The sequence below is a fragment of the Bacillus infantis genome, assembly GCF_050107595.1.
GTDB lineage: Bacteria > Bacillota > Bacilli > Bacillales > Cytobacillaceae > Bacillus_AB > Bacillus_AB infantis_C.
Genome location: NZ_JBNILH010000001.1, coordinates 174,875 through 195,341, shown reverse-complemented (window position 1 = coordinate 195,341; position 20,467 = coordinate 174,875). Strand labels below are relative to the sequence as shown.

At 46.8% G+C, this 20,467-nt stretch carries 16 protein-coding genes; 1 reads left to right on the top strand and 15 read right to left on the bottom strand.

Annotation, left to right across the window (positions count from 1 at the left end; all coding sequences use genetic code 11):
• Positions 1–11: 11 nt before the first annotated feature.
• The 12 genes from ytaF to ACQCVH_RS00930 form a co-directional block, all read right to left on the bottom strand.
• Positions 12–647 carry a sporulation membrane protein YtaF gene (gene ytaF / locus ACQCVH_RS00985; protein ID WP_022544264.1) on the bottom strand — a complete coding sequence of 212 codons (636 nt, stop codon included), beginning with the start codon at positions 645–647 and terminating at the stop codon, positions 12–14.
• A 1,021-nt stretch (positions 648–1,668) separates the two neighbouring features.
• A complete protein-coding gene (gene mutM, locus ACQCVH_RS00980) occupies positions 1,669–2,496 on the bottom strand; it encodes a DNA-formamidopyrimidine glycosylase (RefSeq protein WP_426834073.1) in 828 nt (275 codons plus the stop codon).
• Positions 2,497–2,585: 89 nt separating this feature from the next.
• Entirely contained in the window at positions 2,586–5,219 is a 2,634-nt protein-coding gene (polA, locus tag ACQCVH_RS00975) for a DNA polymerase I (RefSeq protein WP_426834072.1), read from the bottom strand.
• 196 nt (positions 5,220–5,415) lie between these two features.
• Positions 5,416–6,351 carry a protease modulator HflC gene (gene hflC, locus ACQCVH_RS00970; RefSeq protein ID WP_426834071.1) on the bottom strand — a complete coding sequence of 312 codons (936 nt, stop codon included), beginning with the start codon at positions 6,349–6,351 and terminating at the stop codon, positions 5,416–5,418.
• Positions 6,344–7,312 carry an FtsH protease activity modulator HflK gene (hflK, locus tag ACQCVH_RS00965; RefSeq protein ID WP_426834070.1) on the bottom strand — a complete coding sequence of 323 codons (969 nt, stop codon included), beginning with the start codon at positions 7,310–7,312 and terminating at the stop codon, positions 6,344–6,346. The genes hflC and hflK overlap by 8 nt, the downstream gene beginning before the upstream one ends.
• Before the next feature lie 244 nt (positions 7,313–7,556).
• The gene (gene pnpS, locus ACQCVH_RS00960) at positions 7,557–9,320 is read right to left on the bottom strand and encodes a two-component system histidine kinase PnpS (RefSeq protein ID WP_426834069.1); all 1,764 of its coding nucleotides are present in this window, start codon (positions 9,318–9,320) and stop codon (positions 7,557–7,559) included.
• Entirely contained in the window at positions 9,320–10,030 is a 711-nt protein-coding gene (locus ACQCVH_RS00955) for a winged helix-turn-helix domain-containing protein (protein ID WP_426834068.1), read from the bottom strand. The genes pnpS and ACQCVH_RS00955 overlap by 1 nt, the downstream gene beginning before the upstream one ends.
• Before the next feature lie 221 nt (positions 10,031–10,251).
• Positions 10,252–10,728, bottom strand: a complete 477-nt coding sequence (locus ACQCVH_RS00950; protein ID WP_426834067.1) for a MaoC family dehydratase — start codon at positions 10,726–10,728, stop codon at positions 10,252–10,254.
• Between the two features lie 105 nt (positions 10,729–10,833).
• Positions 10,834–11,772, bottom strand: a complete 939-nt coding sequence (gene mdh, locus ACQCVH_RS00945) for a malate dehydrogenase (RefSeq protein WP_224898477.1) — start codon at positions 11,770–11,772, stop codon at positions 10,834–10,836.
• Between the two features lie 129 nt (positions 11,773–11,901).
• Positions 11,902–13,170, bottom strand: a complete 1,269-nt coding sequence (gene icd, locus ACQCVH_RS00940) for an NADP-dependent isocitrate dehydrogenase (RefSeq protein ID WP_426834066.1) — start codon at positions 13,168–13,170, stop codon at positions 11,902–11,904.
• Between the two features lie 237 nt (positions 13,171–13,407).
• Complete coding sequence (gene citZ, locus ACQCVH_RS00935) at positions 13,408–14,526, bottom strand: citrate synthase (RefSeq protein ID WP_426834065.1); 1,119 nt, start codon at positions 14,524–14,526, stop codon at positions 13,408–13,410.
• 369 nt (positions 14,527–14,895) lie between these two features.
• On the bottom strand, positions 14,896–15,354 hold the full coding sequence (locus ACQCVH_RS00930; RefSeq protein ID WP_426834064.1) for a DUF441 domain-containing protein: 459 nt from the start codon (positions 15,352–15,354) through the stop codon (positions 14,896–14,898).
• Positions 15,355–15,737: 383 nt separating this feature from the next.
• On the opposite strand from ACQCVH_RS00930, the gene ytvI reads away from it, so the two are divergent.
• A complete protein-coding gene (gene ytvI / locus ACQCVH_RS00925) occupies positions 15,738–16,865 on the top strand; it encodes a sporulation integral membrane protein YtvI (protein WP_426834063.1) in 1,128 nt (375 codons plus the stop codon).
• 80 nt (positions 16,866–16,945) lie between these two features.
• Here ytvI and ACQCVH_RS00920 read toward each other — a convergent pair whose 3' ends face one another.
• The 3 genes from ACQCVH_RS00920 to pfkA all read right to left on the bottom strand — a co-directional run bounded on the left by ACQCVH_RS00920 (position 16,946) and on the right by pfkA (position 20,412).
• Positions 16,946–17,332, bottom strand: a complete 387-nt coding sequence (locus ACQCVH_RS00920; RefSeq protein ID WP_224898465.1) for an FxsA family protein — start codon at positions 17,330–17,332, stop codon at positions 16,946–16,948.
• Between the two features lie 189 nt (positions 17,333–17,521).
• The gene (gene pyk, locus ACQCVH_RS00915; protein ID WP_426834062.1) at positions 17,522–19,282 is read right to left on the bottom strand and encodes a pyruvate kinase; all 1,761 of its coding nucleotides are present in this window, start codon (positions 19,280–19,282) and stop codon (positions 17,522–17,524) included.
• 170 nt (positions 19,283–19,452) lie between these two features.
• Positions 19,453–20,412 (bottom strand): 6-phosphofructokinase, encoded by a 960-nt coding sequence (gene pfkA / locus ACQCVH_RS00910; RefSeq protein WP_426834429.1) that lies wholly within the window; start codon positions 20,410–20,412, stop codon positions 19,453–19,455.
• Positions 20,413–20,467: the final 55 nt, after the last annotated feature.

The following is a 20,467-nucleotide window of genomic DNA, read 5'->3' as shown; positions in this document are numbered from 1 at the left end:
TTCCGGACTCGTTATATTTTCCAGATTCCAATGACGATCAGCAAAAGCCCCGGAATAAAAGAAAAGCGCTGCACCCAGCTGCTGTGGCTGAAAATAGTGCCGATCTTCATTCCGGCAAAAACAAAAAGCGAGCTCATTGCAGCCACCGCGGCAGCTAGATAGCCAGGAGAATAGCCCAGCATGGCGGCTCCTATCCCTGCTCCAAATGCATCCAAAGATAAGGCAAGGCCCAGCATAAATGCTTCAATCCCTGTAATCGTGCCAGATTTATCAAAATCGGCAGCCATCGGCTTTTGCAGGATATTTATAACAAGACCTAATGATTTAATTTCAAAATTAACAATCGTTTTTTCGTGGGGAAGTACATCCTTTGACTTTTCCGGACGGAAAAACTGGTATAAGACCCAGGCTCCAAGAAGAATCAAAAGAATTCCGCCAAGACTCTCGGCAGCTTGAGGTGACAGAAAACTCTCGATCACATGGCCGATGGTCATTGCTGTTATAAGCGTGATAGCCGAACAGCAGGCAATAATCAAAATCGACTTTAAGGGTATGCTCATTTTCCTTAACCCATATGTCAAGCCAACACTGAAACTGTCAAGACTGACAGCAAATGCAAGCATAAGAAGTGAGAGAGTGTGTACCATGGATCATGCTCCTTCCTCCTGTAAATCGCTAGGATAGTATATGGAAGAAGCCAATCCAATGTTATTAGAAATGCGGAAGCAGCTTGCCCAGGGACGACTAGCATAAGGCAGACTGGCTGAAAGGTTCGCTCTTTAACCTTTTAGCCAGGCTGACTTATGTCTCGAGTCCCTAGCCGCTGCAGCTGGACAAATCGAATTGCGGAGGGCGCTTGCCCACTGAGGAACGCAGACTAAGAACGCCACGTCCTGTGGCAACGTCTGCATGACCCACATCCTGTGGTCCTCAAGCATAAGACGAGCAGGACGGAAGGTTGTTCTTTAACCTTCTGGCCTGATTGGCTTATGACTCGAGGGGCTAGCGCCCGCAGCTGGACAATCGAAAAGCGGAAGCGGCTTGCCCAGAGCCGACAAGCATAAGGCGCACAGGAATAAAAGGCGTTCTTTGCCTTTAATTCCTGGGTGACTTATGACTCGAGGCTCTAGCCGCTGGAGCTGGACAATCGAAATGCGGAGGCGACTGTTCAGGTGCGACAAGCATAAGACGCTTTGGAATTGAAGGCGTTCTTTGCCATCGATTCCAAAGTGGCTTATGACTCGAGCACCTAGGAGCCGCAGCTGGACAATCGAAAAGCGGAAGCGGCTTGCCCAGAGCCGACAAGCATAAGGCGCACAGGAATAAAAGGCGTTCTTTGCCTTTAATTCCTGGGTGACTTATGACTCGAGGCTCTAGCCGCTGGAGCTGGACAATCGAAATGCGGAGGCGACTGTTCAGGTGCGACAAGCATAAGACGCTTTGGAATTGAAGGCGTTCTTTGCCATCGATTCCAAAGTGGCTTATGACTCGAGCACCTAGGAGCCGCAGCTGGACAATCGAAAAGCGGAAGCGGCTTGCCCAGGGACGACAAGCATAAGGCAGACTGGATGAAAGGTTCGCTCTTTAACCTTTTAGCCAGGCTGACTTATGTCTCGAGTCCCTAGCCGCTGCAGCTGGACAATCGAATTGCGGAGGGCAAAAGACCCTCTACTTCACCTGGCACACAGGGCAGAAGACTGTGCCCCGCCCGCCGACGATGATTCTTTCGAGTGTGCTGCCGCATGATTTGCATGCCTCTCCTTTTCGCCCGTAAACGAAAAGCTCGAGCTGGAACATGCCGATCTGGCCCTGCGAATTCACATAAGACCTGATGGTGCTCCCTCCCTTCTCAACTGCTTCAGAAAGTGTGGCGACAATTTCCTTATGCAGCCTGCCTACTTCATCACCAGAAAGAGAGCTGGCCAGCCGTTCAGGGTGGATGCCTGCTCTGAACAGCGCCTCATCCACGTAGATATTCCCCAGTCCAACGACCGCTTTCTGATCTAAAAGAGCAGTTTTGACCGCTCTATTTGTCCCGGCAAGCCGCTGCTGCAGAAACTGGGGTGTAAATTCTTCCGAAAAGGGCTCAGGCCCCAGCTGGGACAGGGGCAGACTCGCAAATTCCTCTCCCTTGGCAAACAGATGCATGGTACCGAATTTCCTTACATCCCTGTAGCGGAGTTCAGAGCCGTCTGAGAAATGGAAGATAACATGGGTATGCTTATCCTTGTCCTCTTCTTTTGAATAAAGAGCATACTTACCTTCCATGCGGAGATGGGAAACCAAAGCATAATCATCTGTGTAAATGATCAAAAACTTTCCCCGCCTCCCGACATCCAGGATAGTCTGTCCGGCAAGGGCATCGGCAAACTGCTCAGCTTCGCCTGGCTGCTTGATCATCTTCGGCCAATGGATGGACACCTGCTTGATTTCTTTGCCGCTGACAAGCTCTTTCAATGTTTTCCTGACTGTTTCTACTTCAGGCAATTCAGGCATGATTCATTCTCCTTTCTTCTTTATGCAAGCCTAGACTGCTGGCAAGGAAGAAAGCGCCCGGCTGTACCCAAGCGCTTGCTATCTTCCTTCTATTTTGCATCAAACCATGTCGGCCCGTATGAGAAGTCAACCTTTAGCGGGACATCCAGATCCACTGTGTTTTCCATCACGTCCGGCACAATTCTCTTCAGTGTCTCAATTTCTTCCTCAGGCGCCTCAAAGATCAATTCATCGTGCACCGATAAAAGAAGGCGGGCCTGCAGTCCTTCTTCACGAAGCCGATCGGCCATGTCAATCATGGCTTTCTTAATGACATCGGCAGCACTGCCCTGTATCGGCGTATTCATGGCTGTACGCTCTGCAAAGCTTCTTAGATTAAAATTCCGGCTTGTAATCTCAGGAAGATATCTTCTTCTATGAAGAAGGGTCGAAACATATCCCTTCTGTTTCGCCTCCTGGATGATATCGTCCATATATTCGCGGACACCCGGATAGCTTTCCAGGTAACGGTCGATGAACTGCCCGGCTTCCTTCCTTGTAATTCCGAGGCTTTGCGACAACCCATAATCGCTTATTCCGTATACAATTCCAAAGTTGACTGCTTTAGCGTGGCGTCTCATGTTCGATGTCACTTCGCCTTCTGAAACATGGAATACCTCCATAGCTGTCTTTGTATGGACATCCTGATCTTCACGGAAAGCCTCGATCAGCTTTTCATCGCCAGCAATATGCGCAAGCACCCTTAGCTCGATCTGGGAATAGTCAGCTGCAAAAATGACCCAGCCTTTTTCAGAAGGTACAAAGGCCTGTCTGATCTTTCTTCCCTCTTCAAGGCGGATCGGGATATTCTGCAGGTTCGGATCCGTCGAGCTGAGGCGGCCAGTTTGTGTGAGTGCCTGATTAAAGCGGGTATGAACCTTTCCAGTTTTCTTGTCCGTCACCTTTAGAAGCCCTTCGATATAAGTCGACTGAAGCTTGCCAAGCTGCCTGTACTGAAGGATTTCCCTGATGATTTCATGCTTCTCTTCCAGCTTTTCCAGGACATCGGCAGAAGTCGAATACCCTGTCTTTGTCTTTTTAACAGGAGGCAGGCCCAGCTTTTCAAAGAGGATGACCCCAAGCTGCTTAGGAGAATTAATATTGAAAGCCTCACCGGCGTGCTCATGGATTCGCTCCTCGATATCGCCAAGCTTCTGATTGATCTGTTCTCCCATCGCCTGTAGCCTTTCAAGGTCGACCTTAACGCCCTGGGACTCCATATCAGCCAGAATAAGCGAAAGCGGCATTTCCAGATCATAAAAAAGTTCATATTGCCGGTTTTCCTTTAACTCATCTTCAAGCTTGTCCCTAAGGGCTTCCAGCGCTGCAGCTTTTCTGGCAAGATGTCCTGCAAGCTCTTCCTGTACAGGAATTTTTCTCTTCGCACCCTTCCCGTAGACGGCATCATCCGTTTGTAAACCATTGTATCCATGGCGTTTGGCAACAGAAGCAAAGTCTTCGATTGATTCTGACGGATTGATGATATAGGAAGCGATAAGAAGGTCAAATTCCACTCCTTTTAGGTGGATGCCGTGATGGCGCAGTGAGACCTCCGTTCGCTTGGCATCATAGACAATCTTCTTTTTAGACTCGTCCTCGGCCCACTTCTTAAAGGTCTCAGAACTTAAAGCAAGCTCAGCCGGAATAAAATAGACCCCATTTCCGCTTGCAGCCGAGAAGCCGGCTATTTCTGCAGTATGATAATTCTCTTCAAGCATCTCGACATAAAAAGCAGTTTCATCAGCAAATAAATCGTCAAGGATATTCTCTGCTGTTTCAAACTGGATATCCTCAAGGGGCGCAGCTGCTTCTTCAGTTACTTCTCCGCCGATCTTCTCAAGAAGCGAGTTGAATCCGAGATCTTTGAAAAGAGAAACGACTTTAGCCTGGTCGTAGCCTGAATAGCCCACATCTTCTACTTTCACTTCAACAGGCGCTTCCCTTGTGATAGTGGCAAGCTCCTTGCTCATCACGGCCAGATCTTTGTGCTCCTCAAGCTTTTCCTTCAGCTTCTGGCCGCTCACACGATCAATGGATCCAAGCAGGTTTTCAAGCGTTTCAAATTCCTTCAGCAGCTTGATTGCTGTTTTCTCTCCTACACCAGGCACCCCTGGAATATTGTCTGAGCTGTCCCCCATCAGACCTTTCATATCAATGATCTGTCCAGGTGACAGGCCATATTTTTCCCGGATATGTTCCGGAGTATATTCTTCGATATCCGTTATTCCCTTGCGGGTGATTCCGACGGTAGTATGTTCAGAGCTTAGCTGGGTCAAATCCTTATCCCCGGAAATGACTTTCACCTCGAAGCCCTCCTGCTCTGCCTGGAGGGAAAGGGTGCCGATGATGTCATCCGCCTCATAATTCTCAAGCTCATAGCGCGGTATCTGATAAGCATCAAGCAAATCACGGATGAACGGGAATTGTTCAGACAGCTCTGGCGGAGTTTTTTGCCTGCCTCCTTTATATTCAGTGAATGTTTTATGGCGGAAGGTTGTTTTTCCTGCATCAAAAGCAACCAGAATATGAGAAGGATCTTCATCCTCCAGGATGCGCATGAGCATCATAGTAAAACCGTAAACCGCATTTGTATGTATGCCTTTGTCATTATTCAGCAGCGGAAGCGCAAAAAAGGCCCTGTATGCAATACTGTTTCCATCAATCAACACAAGCTTTTTAGCCAATGGTCCATCCTCCTTGCAGCATAGTTCTTGAAAGTCCGGGAAGCGCACTCTTGTCAGCGCCGCCGAATTCTTCAGCCAGCCAAAATTGGCCTTCAGCCTGGCAGAAAAAAGCTTAACATAAAAAACCGTTATTCTTCTTTCATTTTATCACGACTGGATAAAGAAAGAAAAATAACGGCGCGCAGCTATTTGACTGCTAGTTTGTATACCCCATCAGCAGGCGGGCATACGGCGAATCGGAAGGAAGCACAATGACAGACTCCCCATTAATCGTCTTTTTATAAGATTGAAGTGTTCTATACAGCGAGTAGAATTCAGGATCTTTTGAAAAAGACTGATTGTAGATGCGGGCAGCTTCTGCCTCGCCCTCCGCACGGATGGTTTCTGCTTCAGCCTGTGCCTTTGAAAGCATCTCCTTAACGTTCATGTCAGTTTCCGCTACAATCCTGTTATTTTGTGCATCCCCCTGGGAAAGATATTCCTGCGCCTTAGTATCCCGCTCGGAAATCATCCTTGTATAAACAGATTGCTCATTTTCGCTTGGCAGATCGGTCCTTTTCATCCTGACATCTGTCACAACCACCCCATACTGGTCCCTGGACAGCATCTCATTCACCTGTTCAGTGATCCTGTCATTGATTGAACCGCGGGAAGAGGCTTCTTCATCAGTGATGATGTCCTCATATTCCAAATTACCAAGCTCTGCCCTTACCACCGAGTAGATGAATTCTTCCATCCTTGACTCTGCTTTTTCCATCGTCTGGGCATTTGCGATCAGCTTCTTGGGATCCTCGATTCTCCAAACGGCATAATTATCGATGATAATCCTTTTCTTGTCTTTCGTATTGATTTCCGCCTCATTGACATCATATGTCATCTGATACTTCGGCAGGGAAGTGACACTCTGGATGAAAGGAAGTTTATAGCTGAGTCCGGGATCCTTCTCAATCCTGACTACCTCTCCAAACTGGCGGATAACCCTGTACTCACCTTCCTTCACGATAAAGAGGTTGGCAAAAATCAGAATCAGTGCCGCGATGACCACAACCAGAAAAATTCCTGCTTTTATATAGTTGCGCCATTGGAACCCGTTTCCGCGCTCATTTATATTCACTACATTCTGATCATCCATTGCCTTCACTTCCTTCCTCTGCGGGTGCCTTAGGCTGCTCCTTCTCAAGTGGCCTGATCGGGAAATATTTCATCGTATTGCCGTCATCATTCATGATATAGATTTCAGCACCTGGAAGAACCTGCTCAAGCGTTTCGAGTACCAGCCTCTCCCTTGTGATATCAGGGCTGTTTTTATATTCCGCATAAAGCTTGTTGAATACTGCTACATCACCAGTTGCTCCCTGGATCCTTGCAGTTTTATCTCCTTTTGCCTTGGAGATCATGGCATCCTCTTCACCGGCTGCCTCATTCATTCTTTTATTCTTGTATTTTTTAGCTTCATTTATTTTAGTATTCATCGTCTCACGGGCGTCTGTTACATTGGTGAACGCCTTGCGGACTTCATCATTGGGAAGTTCGACATCCTGGAGTTTGACTGCCAGTATCGATATGCCAATATCATATTTTTCAATCAGAGAAGTCAGCATCTCCCTGACGTCCCCCTCGATCTGTGCCTTGCCTGAGGTTAAGGCATCATCAATCTTAGAATTGCCGATGATGCTTCTTAATGAGGCAGAAGTTGCATCATACATGACTTCTTCAGGGTCATCTGCATTAAATAGGAATTTTTCAGGATTTGTAATTTTCCATTGCACCACAAGGTCTGCATGGACAATGTTCTCATCCCCTGTAATCATCTTTGTATCTTGAGGATATTCCTTTACCTTCCCATCTTTTTCTTCATAGCCGAATTGAAGGCTGAAGGTTTCTTTTGATAGCTTTTCTACTGACTGGATAGGCCAAGGCATTTTAAAATGCAATCCAGGCTCATTGATGCCCTGTTCCACTTCACCGAATGTCAATATGACTGCCTGTTCAGATTCGTCGACTGTATACCAGGTGGTGAATGCTGCAATGCTTAGTATGATAATCAGGACTACGAGGCCTGATATCGTATAAATCCTTTTTAAGCTGACCATTCCCCTGCTCACCCTTTCTGTTTTTATCTCTGCCTGTTAATACGGCTATATAACAGAAAGGTTTCAATAAGATTACAAAAAAAGCTGAAGAAACGGCGAAAGACGAAAGCGGGGTCTGCTTTCGTCTTTCTGGTTTGGCTCCTTGGATGAAGGGGTTTTTCATAAATGATTGTATCAATGGAATATTAAGGAACAATAAATACCATGTAAAGAATGTGTAAACTTAAATCCCCTTATGTACGATTTATGAAATTTCCCTGTGCAGCTGTACCTTAAAAGTTGTCCCTTTCCCCACTTCACTTTCAACCGTAATGCTGCCTTTATGTGCCTCAACGAGATGCTTAACGATTGCAAGGCCTAGGCCAGTGCCTCCGGAATTCCGGCTCCTTGCTTTGTCGATCCTGTAGAACCGCTCAAAAATCCGGGGAATTTCATCCTGTTCGATTCCCATGCCTGTATCTTTAACCATAACCTGAACCTTATCTCCCTTTTCCTCGAGCAATACGGATACTTTTCCGCCCTGAGGAGTATAAGTGATGGCATTGGTCAGCAGGTTGATGAACACCTGTTTGAGGCGGTGCGGGTCTCCCTTCATCCATCCATTTCCCGATTGATCTGTATACTCTATAACAATATCTTTATCTTTTGCCTTTCCCTTCAATATCGCCAGGCATTCACCAAGCAAGCCGGAAAGATCCATCTCCTGGATAGAAAGCCTGAACCCCTGCTGTTCTGTTTTGGAGAGATCCAGCAGATCCTGGATGAGAGACTGGAGGCGGTCGCTTTCCTTCAATATAATGTCCAGGAAAGCCGATAACGCTGCTTTATCATTCATAGCTCCGTCAAGCAGTGTTTCAGAAAACCCCTTAATAGAGGTGATTGGTGTCTTCAGCTCATGAGAAACATTAGCGACAAAGTCCTTTCTCATCTGTTCGAGCTTTTTTAATTCCGTAATATCATGGAAAACCAGCAGGATCCCTTTCCATACATCATTTGTTCCGATGATCGGAACTCCATACACCTCAAAATGCTTACGCTCAATCGCAACAGGAATCACCATTTGCTTTCTTGTTTTCTGCTCTGTCATAAAGATATCTTCAACCAGGTCGGTTATTTCTTTCTGTTCAATCACTTCATAATAAAGATTGCCGACATAGCCGTAAGGCTCCAGGCCGAAAATTTCATAGTATGGCTTATTCACAAGGCTGATATAGCCCCTGCTGTCGATTAAAATTAAGCCGCTGCCCATATTTTCAATCAGGGTTCCCAGCCGGTCCTGCTGCATCTCCTGGGCCTTGACCATATCCTGCAGATTTCGGGCAAGTACATTGATCGAAGAGCTGAGCATTCCGGTTTCATCTATATTGTCCTCATACGTCCTTGCCCGGTAATTTCCTTTTGCAAGTTCAATGGCGACGTTTGTAGCAGATTCAATTGGCTTTGTGTATCTCGCAGCGATCTTTGAACCGAGGAGGATGATGACTGCCAGTGCAAGCCCGAGGCTGACGGTCAATATCCACCAAATCTGCCTGTAGGCTTTTTTCAGCTCTGTCATCTGTGAGCTGAGAAATATATAGCCTTCATTTTCTCCGCCCTGGATGATCGGCTTCCAGTAATAATGCAGATCAAAGCCGCCTTCTACCTCGAAGACTTCCTCATCTCGCCCTGTCTTGCTTAGGATCCCCTTTATAATTCCTTCATGCCTGCTAGCAATGTCTTCCCTTTCACCTTTGCTGTCATACCGGATGGTGCCGTCCCCATTGACAATGGTGACACGGACGCCCAGCATCTCTCCAAAGTCCAGGATGGTTTTTTGGCTCAGCGCATCAATTCCCCCGCTGTCCTCAATATATGTAGAAAGCATCTCACTTTCCTTGATGAGCCTTTCATCAAATGACTTAAGATAATAGCTTTTAAACAGCTGGCCCAGCAGGAGGCCCAGTCCCACCAAAACGGCAATGATAAGCGTGATCAAAGCAAAAAGGAGCCTTGTTCGGAATTTAGTCATCAGCCCTTCGGCTCCTCCAATTTATAGCCGAGACCCCTGATTGTTTTTATATAAGCCGGCTTTTTCGTGTTCTCTTCAATTTTTTCCCGCAGATGGCTGACATGCACATCCACGATTCTTGTATCACCTGCGAAATCATAATTCCACACCGCACTCAGCAGCTGGTCCCTTGTCAGCACCCTGCCTTTATTCTGGGCAAGATAAAGCAGGAGTTCAAATTCCTTCGGTGTCAGTTCCAGCAGTTCTTCCGAGAAATATGCCTCATAATGCTCCGGAAAGATCTTCAGGCCGCCTATCCGGATAGAATCAGCATCCTCTTCATGCTCCTGCTGCCCGGCCGTCAGCTGGGTCCTGCGCAGGATTGCTTTTACCCGGGCAACAACCTCTCTTGGACTAAAAGGTTTTGTCATATAATCATCAGCGCCAAGCTCCAGGCCAAGCACCTTATCAAATTCATCATCCTTTGCAGTCAGCATCAGGATGGGTGTATGTATTTTTTCCTGGCGAAGCTGCTTGCAGACCTCTATACCATTAAGCTTCGGCAGCATTAGATCCAGTACGATCAGATCCGGCCTTTCCTGCAGGGCACAATCCTTGCCGGATTCTCCATCCATTGCAGTGATTACCTCATATCCTGCCTGTTTCAGGTTATACTCCAAAAGGGTGACAATGGATTGTTCATCATCAACTACTAGCACTTTTTTATCCATAAAGGCCTCCAATAATCTATATTACCCCTGTAAAAACCCCAAGTACCACAGCTCTATTATAATATATGGTGCCGGAGGAAAAGCAATAACGAATATTCCGGGATAAGCAATATCACCTTCTGGGAGTATCGCCGCAGATGGACAATCCAGGCATGAGGTTTAGCAAAAAATAAAAAAGACCCGGAATGCTTCCATTCCAGGTCCCCTAAATCTTTCATCTATTAAAAGTTTTCCAATGCGCTGCCTTCCATACCTTCCAGGCGGTATGGAGGACATACAAGGAGAGAACCGCTTAATGCGAGTTCGCCTTCTTCCGTGATGGCCTCCACTTTGATTGTTACTGTATGGCTGCTTTCGTTTACGTCATCCACCAAAAATAAAAATTCGATGACAGAATAATGGTACACAGGTTTATGGTACTCAATCTCCTGTTTAAGGATATGAGATCCAGGTCCAGGCAAATACTTTGAAACGGCCGATGATATAATGCCATTCAGCATGATATTCGGTACTATCGGTTTTTTATAAGGCGTCTGGGAAGCATAGTCATGCTGGATATAAAGAGGATTGGCATCATTGGTCAAGCCAAGATACAGCAGCAGATCCTTATCCTCGATTTTTTCTGTCAATGTAAGCTTTTCTCCTGCGGTTATTTCGTCTATTTTCCTGCCCAGTTTGCGTTTTTTTCCTAGAAGCAAGGAAGAGCACCCCCTAATTTTTGTAATCGTTTTCATTTTTATGTTTGATAATTCAGTTATTTTCTTTTAAAAAAATCGGGGGTATTCCCCCGATTTAATTGAATATCAAGCAAGCACATCCATTACATTCCGGACAGCTTCCGCAGATTTATCCAGCGCAGCTTTTTCATCTTCTGTCAGTTCCAGTTCAATGATCTTTTCAATTCCGTTCGCTCCAAGGATGGTTGGAACGCCGAGATAAATGCCTTCATAACCGTATTCCCCTTCAAGATAAGCGATGGAAGGAAGCACCCTCCGCTGATCTTTTAGGATTGCTTCGCACATCTCCACCAAAGAAGCAGCCGGAGCATAATAGGCGCTTCCGTTTCCAAGAAGGTTGACGATTTCCCCTCCGCCTTTGCGTGTCCGTTCAACGATTGCATCCAGGCGGTCCTTCGGAATTAATGTTTCCAGCGGGATGCCTCCTGCATATGAATAGCGGACAAGCGGAACCATATCGTCTCCATGTCCGCCAAGGACGAAGCCTGTAATATCCTTAACGGAAAGGTTCAGCTCCTGGGCGACAAATGTGCGGAAACGCGCCGTATCAAGGATGCCCGACTGGCCTATTACACGGTTTTTCGGGAATCCTGACTCTGTGAAGACTGTATAGGTCATAGCATCAACCGGGTTTGTCAGGACGATGATATAGCTGTCAGGAGAATATTTTACAATTTCCTGCGCGACGCTTTTCATGATTTTTTGATTGGTCTGAACAAGGTCATCGCGGCTCATGCCAGGCTTGCGGGCAATTCCGGCTGTAATCACCACGATATCGGAATCCTTCGTATCTTCATAGCTGGATGTGCCTGTTATATTGGCATCAAAGCCCTGTACAGGACTTGCTTCAAGCATATCAAGCGCTTTTCCTTTTGTAGGGTTTTCCATTTGAGGAATATCCACAAGGACTACATCCCCAAGCTCCTTTTGGGCGAGCAGGAAAGCTGTCGTTGCTCCGGTAAATCCTCCGCCGATTACAGAAATCTTTTTGCGTTTCAATGTCATGACATGTTCCCCCTTAAGGAATGGTTTGGCACGCAGCCTGCAGCTGGCAGGGCAGCGGCCGGATAATTCCGATTATGTAAGAGGCCGTCCTCAGATGAGAACCGGCCTCCTGTAAAATTCCTGCTGCTCTTACTTCATGTTCTTGATCAGCTCATCGCCGAACTCAGAACATTTCACTTCTGTCGCACCGTCCATCAAACGTGCAAAGTCATATGTCACAACTTTTGATGCGATTGTATTTTCCATAGATTTGACGATTAAGTTTGCAGCTTCAGTCCAGCCAAGATGCTCAAGCAGCAATACGCCTGACAGGATTACTGAAGATGGATTGACTTTATCAAGGCCTGCATATTTAGGTGCAGTACCGTGGGTTGCTTCAAAGATTGCATGCCCTGTTACATAGTTGATGTTTGCTCCAGGAGCGATTCCGATGCCGCCTACCTGTGCAGCCAGTGCATCAGAGATATAATCTCCGTTCAGGTTCATTGTAGCCACTACATCAAACTCGCGCGGACGTGTAAGGATCTGCTGAAGGAAGATATCTGCAATGGCATCCTTGACGATGATTTTACCGGCAGCTTCTGCATCAGCCTGTGCATTATTGGCAGCCTCTGTGCCCTGCTCTTCTTTGATGCGGTCATACTGGGCCCAAGTGAATACTTTGTCGCCGTATTCTTTCTCAGCCAATTCATAACCCCAGTTTTTGAATGCGCCTTCTGTGAACTTCATGATATTGCCTTTATGTACGAGCGTTACTGATTTGCGGCCTTCCTTGATGGCATAATCAATAGCTGCACGGACTAAACGGCTGGTGCCTTCTTCAGAAACTGGCTTGATGCCGATTCCTGATGTCTCAGGGAAACGGATTTTATTGACGCCCATTTCGTTTTGAAGGAAGCCGATCAGCTTCTTCACTTCATCAGAGCCTTTTGCATATTCAATTCCTGCATAGATATCTTCCGTATTTTCGCGGAAAATAACCATATCAGTATCCTGAGGACGCTTGACTGGAGAAGGAACACCTTCGAACCAGCGTACAGGGCGCAGGCAAACATACAGGTCAAGCTCCTGGCGAAGGGCAACGTTCAATGAACGGATCCCGCCTCCGATTGGAGTTGTAAGCGGACCTTTGATTGCAATCAGGTATTCGTTGATAAGTTCAAGTGTTTCAGATGGAAGCCATTCACCGGTCTTGTTGAATGCCTTTTCACCAGCAAGAACCTCTTTCCAGACGATTTTGCGCTCACCATTATAAGCTTTCTCAACTGCAGCATCCAATACTCTTGATGCTGAAGCCCAAATATCCGGTCCAGTTCCATCGCCCTCGATAAATGGGACGATTGGATTGTTAGGTACATTTAAAGCGCCGTTCGTTACAGTAATTTTTTCACCTTGCATGGTTTTTCCCTCCAAATTCTTAAGCTTAGGCCGGCACACTCATCCCGGCAATAGAGACCAGCCCGATAAAGCTGGCCGGAATGCCGATCGGTGCGCGGTTTTCTCCAGGAAACGGAAGTGAAATGAACAGCCTATCATTCTATCATGCTGCCATCCTATCCCCACTATAAAGAGGCATCCGAATTCCCTTCTTCTATTACATCAATTTTTTACTGAAAAGTAAAATTGTTTACTATATTATCCGCGTTCAGCAACCGGAACATATGTCTGCATGCCAGGTCCTGTATAGTCGGCGCGCGGACGGATGAGGCGATTGTTTTCGTATTGCTCGAGAATGTGGGCAAGCCATCCGGACACACGGCTTACGGCAAAGATCGGCGTAAACAGGTCATGGTCGATTCCCAGGCTGTGATAAACAGAAGCAGAATAAAAATCAACATTCGGCGGAAGGCCTTTCTCGCCTGTCACGATGTCCTCAATCTGTGTTGACATCTGGTACCAGTGCGGCTCACCAGTCAGATGAGTCAGCTTTTCAGACATTTCCCTCAGGTGTTTGGCGCGCGGGTCGCCTTTACGGTATACACGGTGGCCAAAGCCCATGATTTTTTCTTTATTGTCCAGCTTTTCACGAATATATGAATCTACGTTATTCAATTCGCCGATTTCTGTAAGCATCTTCATGACAGCTTCGTTTGCTCCCCCATGAAGAGGGCCTTTAAGGGCGCCGATGGCTGCAGTGACACCGGAGTATACGTCAGACAATGTCGCTACACAGACACGGGCAGTAAAAGTCGATGCATTCAATTCATGGTCGGCATGAAGGACAAGCGCCTTGTTGAAAGCTTCCACTGCGATATCTTCCGGCTCGTTGCCAGTAAGCATATAAAGGAAGTTGGCAGCAAAAGTGAGATCCTTTCTAGGAGCGATTGGATCAAGCCCTTTGCGCACGCGTGCGAATGCCGTAACGATTGCAGGCATTTTGGCCTGCAGGCGGACAGCTTTGCGGTAATTGGCCTCTTCATTCATTTCATCTGCTTCCTCATCATACAAGCCAAGCAGGGATACAGCTGACCTCAGCGCTGCCATAGGATGCACCTTATCAATCGGATACATTTTGAAATGCTCAAGCACTTCCTGTGGAAGCTCCATATCTTCTGCCAGCTGGTTCTTAAGCTCTTCCAATTGTTTGGCAGTCGGAAGCTTCCTGTGCCACAATAAATAGATTACCTCTTCAAAACTTGCATTTTCTGCCAGATCATCGATATTATATCCCACATAAGTGAGCGTATCATCGATGATCGAGCTGATAGAGGAAGTAGTCGCCACTACCCCTTCAAGTCCTCGTGTTGCTGTCATATGAACCTCTCCTTTACAAATTGATTTTCCCCTTGCCGGTATGCCTGTAAACATGCCGGCATGTCCAAAAATAGCACCGGTAAAAGATCATTCTGTTCAGCCCGACCGAGCCTGTTGTGTAATAGACTGCAGAGCTGATGCTGCAGGTTTTTGAACAAAGCTCCGCAAGCCTGATATATCGAGCGCTTGCTCGGAACCAGTATTAAAAAAAAGAAAATGCTTTCATTTTTTCGTTGCCGCCTTTTACTGATTCTGGCGGCAGGAAACTATCAAAAGGATACGCTTACAAGTCCTATTATAAACAATTATCTGATATTTGTGAACGAAAAGGCACTCGAAATGTGAAAAAATTATTATTTTTGGAGAAAACTATTTTAGAAATTCAAATAGTCTCATTGCCATGTAAGCGATTCCAGCTCCGATCAATGGCCCGACTGCGACACCCTTAAACAGTGATACGGCCAGGATGGTCCCAAGGACAAGCGCTGCCGTAATATGAGGATCCTCGGTCAGCAGTGTCAGTCCGCCTTTTGCAATCAGTGCGACTGCCATTCCGGAAATAAGGGCAATCCAGGCATACGGCGATTTAAAGGCTGCTGTAAGTTCCTTGAACCCGATATCACCGCTTGCAATCGGGGCCAGCACCGCAATCGTAATGACCGTGACTCCCCAATTGATTCCTTTTGTCTGCAGCACAGAAAATATTTTTGAATCTGCACCTATGGCTTTTATGGCCACCAGCACCATGACAGCGAGGACAAGAGAGTTATTTTTTGCAGCCAGCCCGATGGCCAGCAGCAGGATCAAAAAAATGAGCGACTGTGACATGTTCTTCTTCCTTCCTTCATATTTTCATTATTTTAACATAATATAAATAAGGTTTTTTATCGATTTGCCTTAAAATCCGCATATGCTGTCACATTGCTTTCCAGGCAGGTCTTCTTCCTGATTCTGATGCTGTTGGTGCTGCTTAATCGCTTTTTCGTTTTGCGGCATATGCAGCAGGACAATGGGCCGCCTTCAACGAATATGTCACTAGATGCAGTCCAGGTCTATTTATTGGCAGCCCCAAAAACATATTTTTTCCAGCAGTGCTGAATCTTAATCCAGCCAGTTTCGTAAATATGATGTGACGCCTGCTGAAATGTGCAGTTCTGGCAGAGGGCTGCACCGCCAGCACAAATTTGAATATCCCAAGGAGGAAAAACGGTTTGAATACTGTTTATCTGAATCGATCCCTAAGGTTTATTGTAGTTATTGGAGCAGTCCTCCTGCTCCTGGCTGGTTTATTTTATATTTCAAAGGTAACCTATCCGTTTATAATCGGATTTGCCATTGCGTTCCTCATGAATCCGCTTGTCAATTTCCTCGTCAGGAAAGGGCGGATGCCAAGGGCCCTCGCTGTGCTTATCAGCCTGATTCTTATTTTTGCCTTTTTTGCCGGTCTTATTACTCTGCTGATTGCCGAGATCGTCTCTGGTGCAGACTACCTGGCACAGGTGGTCCCGAATCATCTTGAAACCCTGATTACATATGCCGAAGACTTTTTTGCCGGACAGCTGATCCCGCTTTACAATCAGCTCACCAGTATGTTCAACAGCCTGGATACAGGACAAAAGGATACCATCCTCGCCAATATCCAAAATGTAGGCTCCAGGTTCGGAGCGACCGCAGGATCTTTTATACAATCGTTTTTCGAAAAGATTCCTAATATCCTTTCCTGGTTCCCTAATGCTGCATCGGTCGTGATTTTTTCCCTTTTGGCTACTTTTTTTATCAGCAAAGACTGGTACAGGCTATCCATCCTGGGGAACAGGCTGCTGCCTGAAAAAGCAAAAGCCAGCAGTGCAACAGTTTTCACCGATCTGAAAAAGGCCTTATTCGGGTTTGTCAAAGCACAGGCCACTCTGGTTTCTATCACTGCCATCATCATTTTAATCGGGCTGCTCATCCTTCGTGTCGATTATGCCATCACAATTGCCCTCGTTACAGGGATCGTCGACATCATCCCTTACCTGGGCACCGGCCTTATCTTTGTCCCATGGATCATTTACGAGGCCATTGCAGGAGAAATGAGCACCGCAGTCGGTCTCGGAGTATTATATGTCATCGTGCTCGTACAAAGGCAGGTGATGGAGCCGAAGGTGCTCTCCTCAAGCATTGGCATGGATCCGCTTGCTACCCTGGTTGCTTTGTTTGTCGGCTTTAAGACAATCGGCTTTCTTGGCCTCATCGCCGGCCCTGTAGTCCTAGTTATCATCACGACCCTCCATAAGGCAGGCGTTTTCAGGGATTTGTGGCTTTACATTAAAGGGAATGACCGAAGAAAGCCTGTATGAACAGGCAATGTAAAGAAGAAAGTCTGCCATCCAGGCAGCGGGGAGGTAAGGAACCCGCTGCTCCAGGGCAGACTTTCTTTCTATCTGATAATCTTAATATTTCCTCTTTGGATCCTGCTCCTGAAGATTTTCATCAGGATATTTTTGAAGAATATCCTTGAAGGGGGCAGCAGCAGAAGGAAACCAGTTATATCTGTAATAAATCCGGGCGTCAGGAGCAGCGTGCCGCCGACAAGGATACAGATGCCATCCAGGACCGCATCTCCCGGAAGCTGGCCGCGCCCGAGCTGTTCCTGTACCCTGCGGATTGTCTCAAGCCCCTGCTTTTTTGCCAGGTAAGCACCCAGCAGGCCTGTACAAATGATGAGCAGGATGGTCAGCCATACACCGATGACCTTCCCTGACAGCAGCAAAACTCCTATTTCAGCTGCCGGGATGATGATCAACAGCAGAAGAATATAGCGCATTTCTTTTCCTCCAGTCTTGAACAGGTGATGGATTACATGCCAGAAAGCACGTTTTCTAAAATACCTGCCTGTCCCTATTATAAAACTGTATGGTCTAAAAGACCAATTATGCAGGAGCTGCGGACCAAGAATATGAATATTTTTGAAAAAAAAGAAGAAGGGCAGCAAAACCCTTCTTCTCTTTCTTACTTACAGGACGCTTGCATGTCCATTATAGATAATGCCTCTTCGTGAATCGACAGTGATTTCCTGGCCATCCTTGAAAATGGAAGTGGCGTTTTCCGCCCCCACGATGACAGGGATTCCAAGATTCAGGCCGACAACAGCTGCATGGCTTGTCAATCCGCCTTCTTCAGTGATCAGGGCACTGCATTTTTCAATGGCTGGAACCATATCACGGTCTGAGCCGACTGTGACAAGAATAGAGCCTTGAGTGACCTTTTCGATTGCTTCTTTCGCATCCTTTGCGACAACCACTTTGCCGAACGCTGATTTGCGGCCGATGCCCTGTGCTCTCAGTGCAGCATCGCCAATCACATGGATCTTCATAAGATTCGTTGTACCTGCCTCGCCAACAGGGACGCCTGCAGTGATGACAACCAGGTCGCCTGACCCCACAAGTCCGCTGTTCATGCTTTCCTGTACAGCTGAATCGAGCATATCATCCGTTGTAGAAGCTTCCTGTCCAACCTGAGGATATACACCCCAAACCAATGAAAGGCGGCGTGTAACAGATTCTTTGGAAGTTACCGCAACAATCGGAGCCTTCGGACGATATTTTGAAATCATCCTTGCTGTATGGCCGCTTTCTGTTGGGGTGATGATCGCATTCACATCAAGATTTAATGCTGTATGTGCCACAGACTGGCCGATTGCATCTGTGATATTATGTTCGTTATCCTTGCTTCGGTTGGAAAGGATTTCTTTATGATCAAGCGCTGATTCTGCACGGGAAGCGATATTGTGCATCGTTTGCACTGCTTCTACCGGATATGTGCCTGCTGCTGTTTCACCGGATAGCATGATGGCATCAGTGCCGTCAAAGATCGCATTGGCGACATCGCTTGCTTCTGCACGCGTAGGGCGCGGATTGCGCTGCATGGAATCAAGCATCTGTGTAGCAGTAATAACAGGCTTGCCTTGAATATTGCACTTCTTGATCAGGCTTTTTTGCACAAGAGGAACCTCTTCTGCAGGAATTTCAACGCCAAGGTCACCGCGGGCTACCATCAGACCGTCTGATACTTCAAGGATTTCATCGATGTTGTCGACGCCTTCCTGGTTTTCGATCTTAGGGATGATTTGGATATGTGAAGCATTATTATCTTCAAGCAGCTGTCTGATTTCCAGAACATCCGAAGCACGGCGCACGAATGATGCCGCAATGAAGTCTACTCCCTGCTCAATTCCAAAAAGGATATCATTCGCATCCTTCTCTGTAATCCCTGGAAGCTTTACAGAAACGCCAGGAACGTTAACGCCTTTTTTATTTTTCAAAGTTCCGCTGTTGAGAATCTTTGTATGGATTTCACTGTTTGCCTTATCAATCTTTGTTACTTCTAATCCAATCAGGCCGTCATCCAGCAGGATTTTAGAGCCTGTATGGACATCGTCAATCAATCCAGCATATGTAACAGAAAATTTATCCGCATTCCCCAGAACTTCATTCATTGAAACAATGATATTATTTCCGGCTTCAAGCTCGACTGCCCCGTTTTCCATATTGTTTGTACGGATTTCAGGTCCTTTTGTATCAAGCAGGATTGCGACCGTCTTGCCAGTGCTTTTTGAAGCTTCGCGGATGTTTTTGATCCTCGCTCCATGTTCTTCAAAATCTCCGTGTGAAAAATTCAGACGGGAAACGTTCATTCCAGCTTCAATCAGCTGTGTCAATTTCTCAATACTTTCACTGGCAGGGCCAATCGTACAAACGATTTTCGTTTTGCGCATATTTCACAAACCTCCTGATATATTTGCACAGTCAGATTCCACTTACTGTGCCTGGGCTTGCTTCTGCAAGCCATGCGTTTATAATCCAGGCATCCCGGCTGCTGAATCCGATCCTGAGCCGGCCCGGATGAAAAAGGCGGGGAGGCTTCCTCGCAAGCCTCCGCCATTTTTTAAATGGAAAGCTCCTGTGACAGTTTGTACAAGTCAAGGTCGACAGTGTGCTTTCTGCCCAATGCTTCAATAATATCATAATCAACCAATTTATTCTGCTCCATGCCTACTGCACGGCCGCCTTTGCCATCCAGCAGCAATTCCACAGCTCTTGCGCCGAGCCTGCTGGCAAGTACACGGTCAAAAGCAGTCGGAGATCCGCCGCGCTGGATATGGCCCAGTGTCGAAATCCGGTTATCAGTGCCGGTGGCTTCTTTCAGCTGCTTTCCGAACTCATGGCCGCTGCATACACCTTCGGCAACCACGATGATACTGTGCTTCTTGCCGCGCTCATTCCCTTTTTTCAGGCGTTCTGCAATATCATTCATATCATAATTTTCTTCCGGGATCAGAATGGTTTCCGCTCCGCCTGCAAGGCCAGCCCATAGGGCGATATCGCCTGCATTACGGCCCATAACCTCAATGATGAAGGTCCTTTCATGAGACGTAGCTGTATCGCGGATTTTGTCAATCGCATCAATTACTGTATTCAGAGCCGTATCAAAGCCGATTGTAAACTCTGTACCAGGAATGTCATTATCGATTGTGCCCGGCACCCCTACACATGGATATCCTTGCTCAGTCAAGGCTTTGGCGCCCATGTAGGAGCCATCCCCGCCGATTACGACAAGGCCGTCAATACCATGCTTCTTGAGCTGGTCGATCCCCTTTTGCTGTCCTTCTTTTGTCTTGAACTCTTCGCATCTTGCTGAATAGAGCATTGTGCCGCCGCGGTGAATAATATCGCCGACTGAACCGAGCTCAAGTTTCTTGATATTTCCGCTGATCAAGCCTGCATATCCGCCGAAAACGCCATATACTTCAATTTCATGGAAGATTGCCTTTCGGACTACGGCACGGACAGCTGCATTCATTCCAGGAGCGTCCCCTCCGCTAGTTAATACGCCAATTCGTTTCAACATAATCACCTCATTAATTGTCAATAGCAACAAACTATGTAAATGGATAAAATAG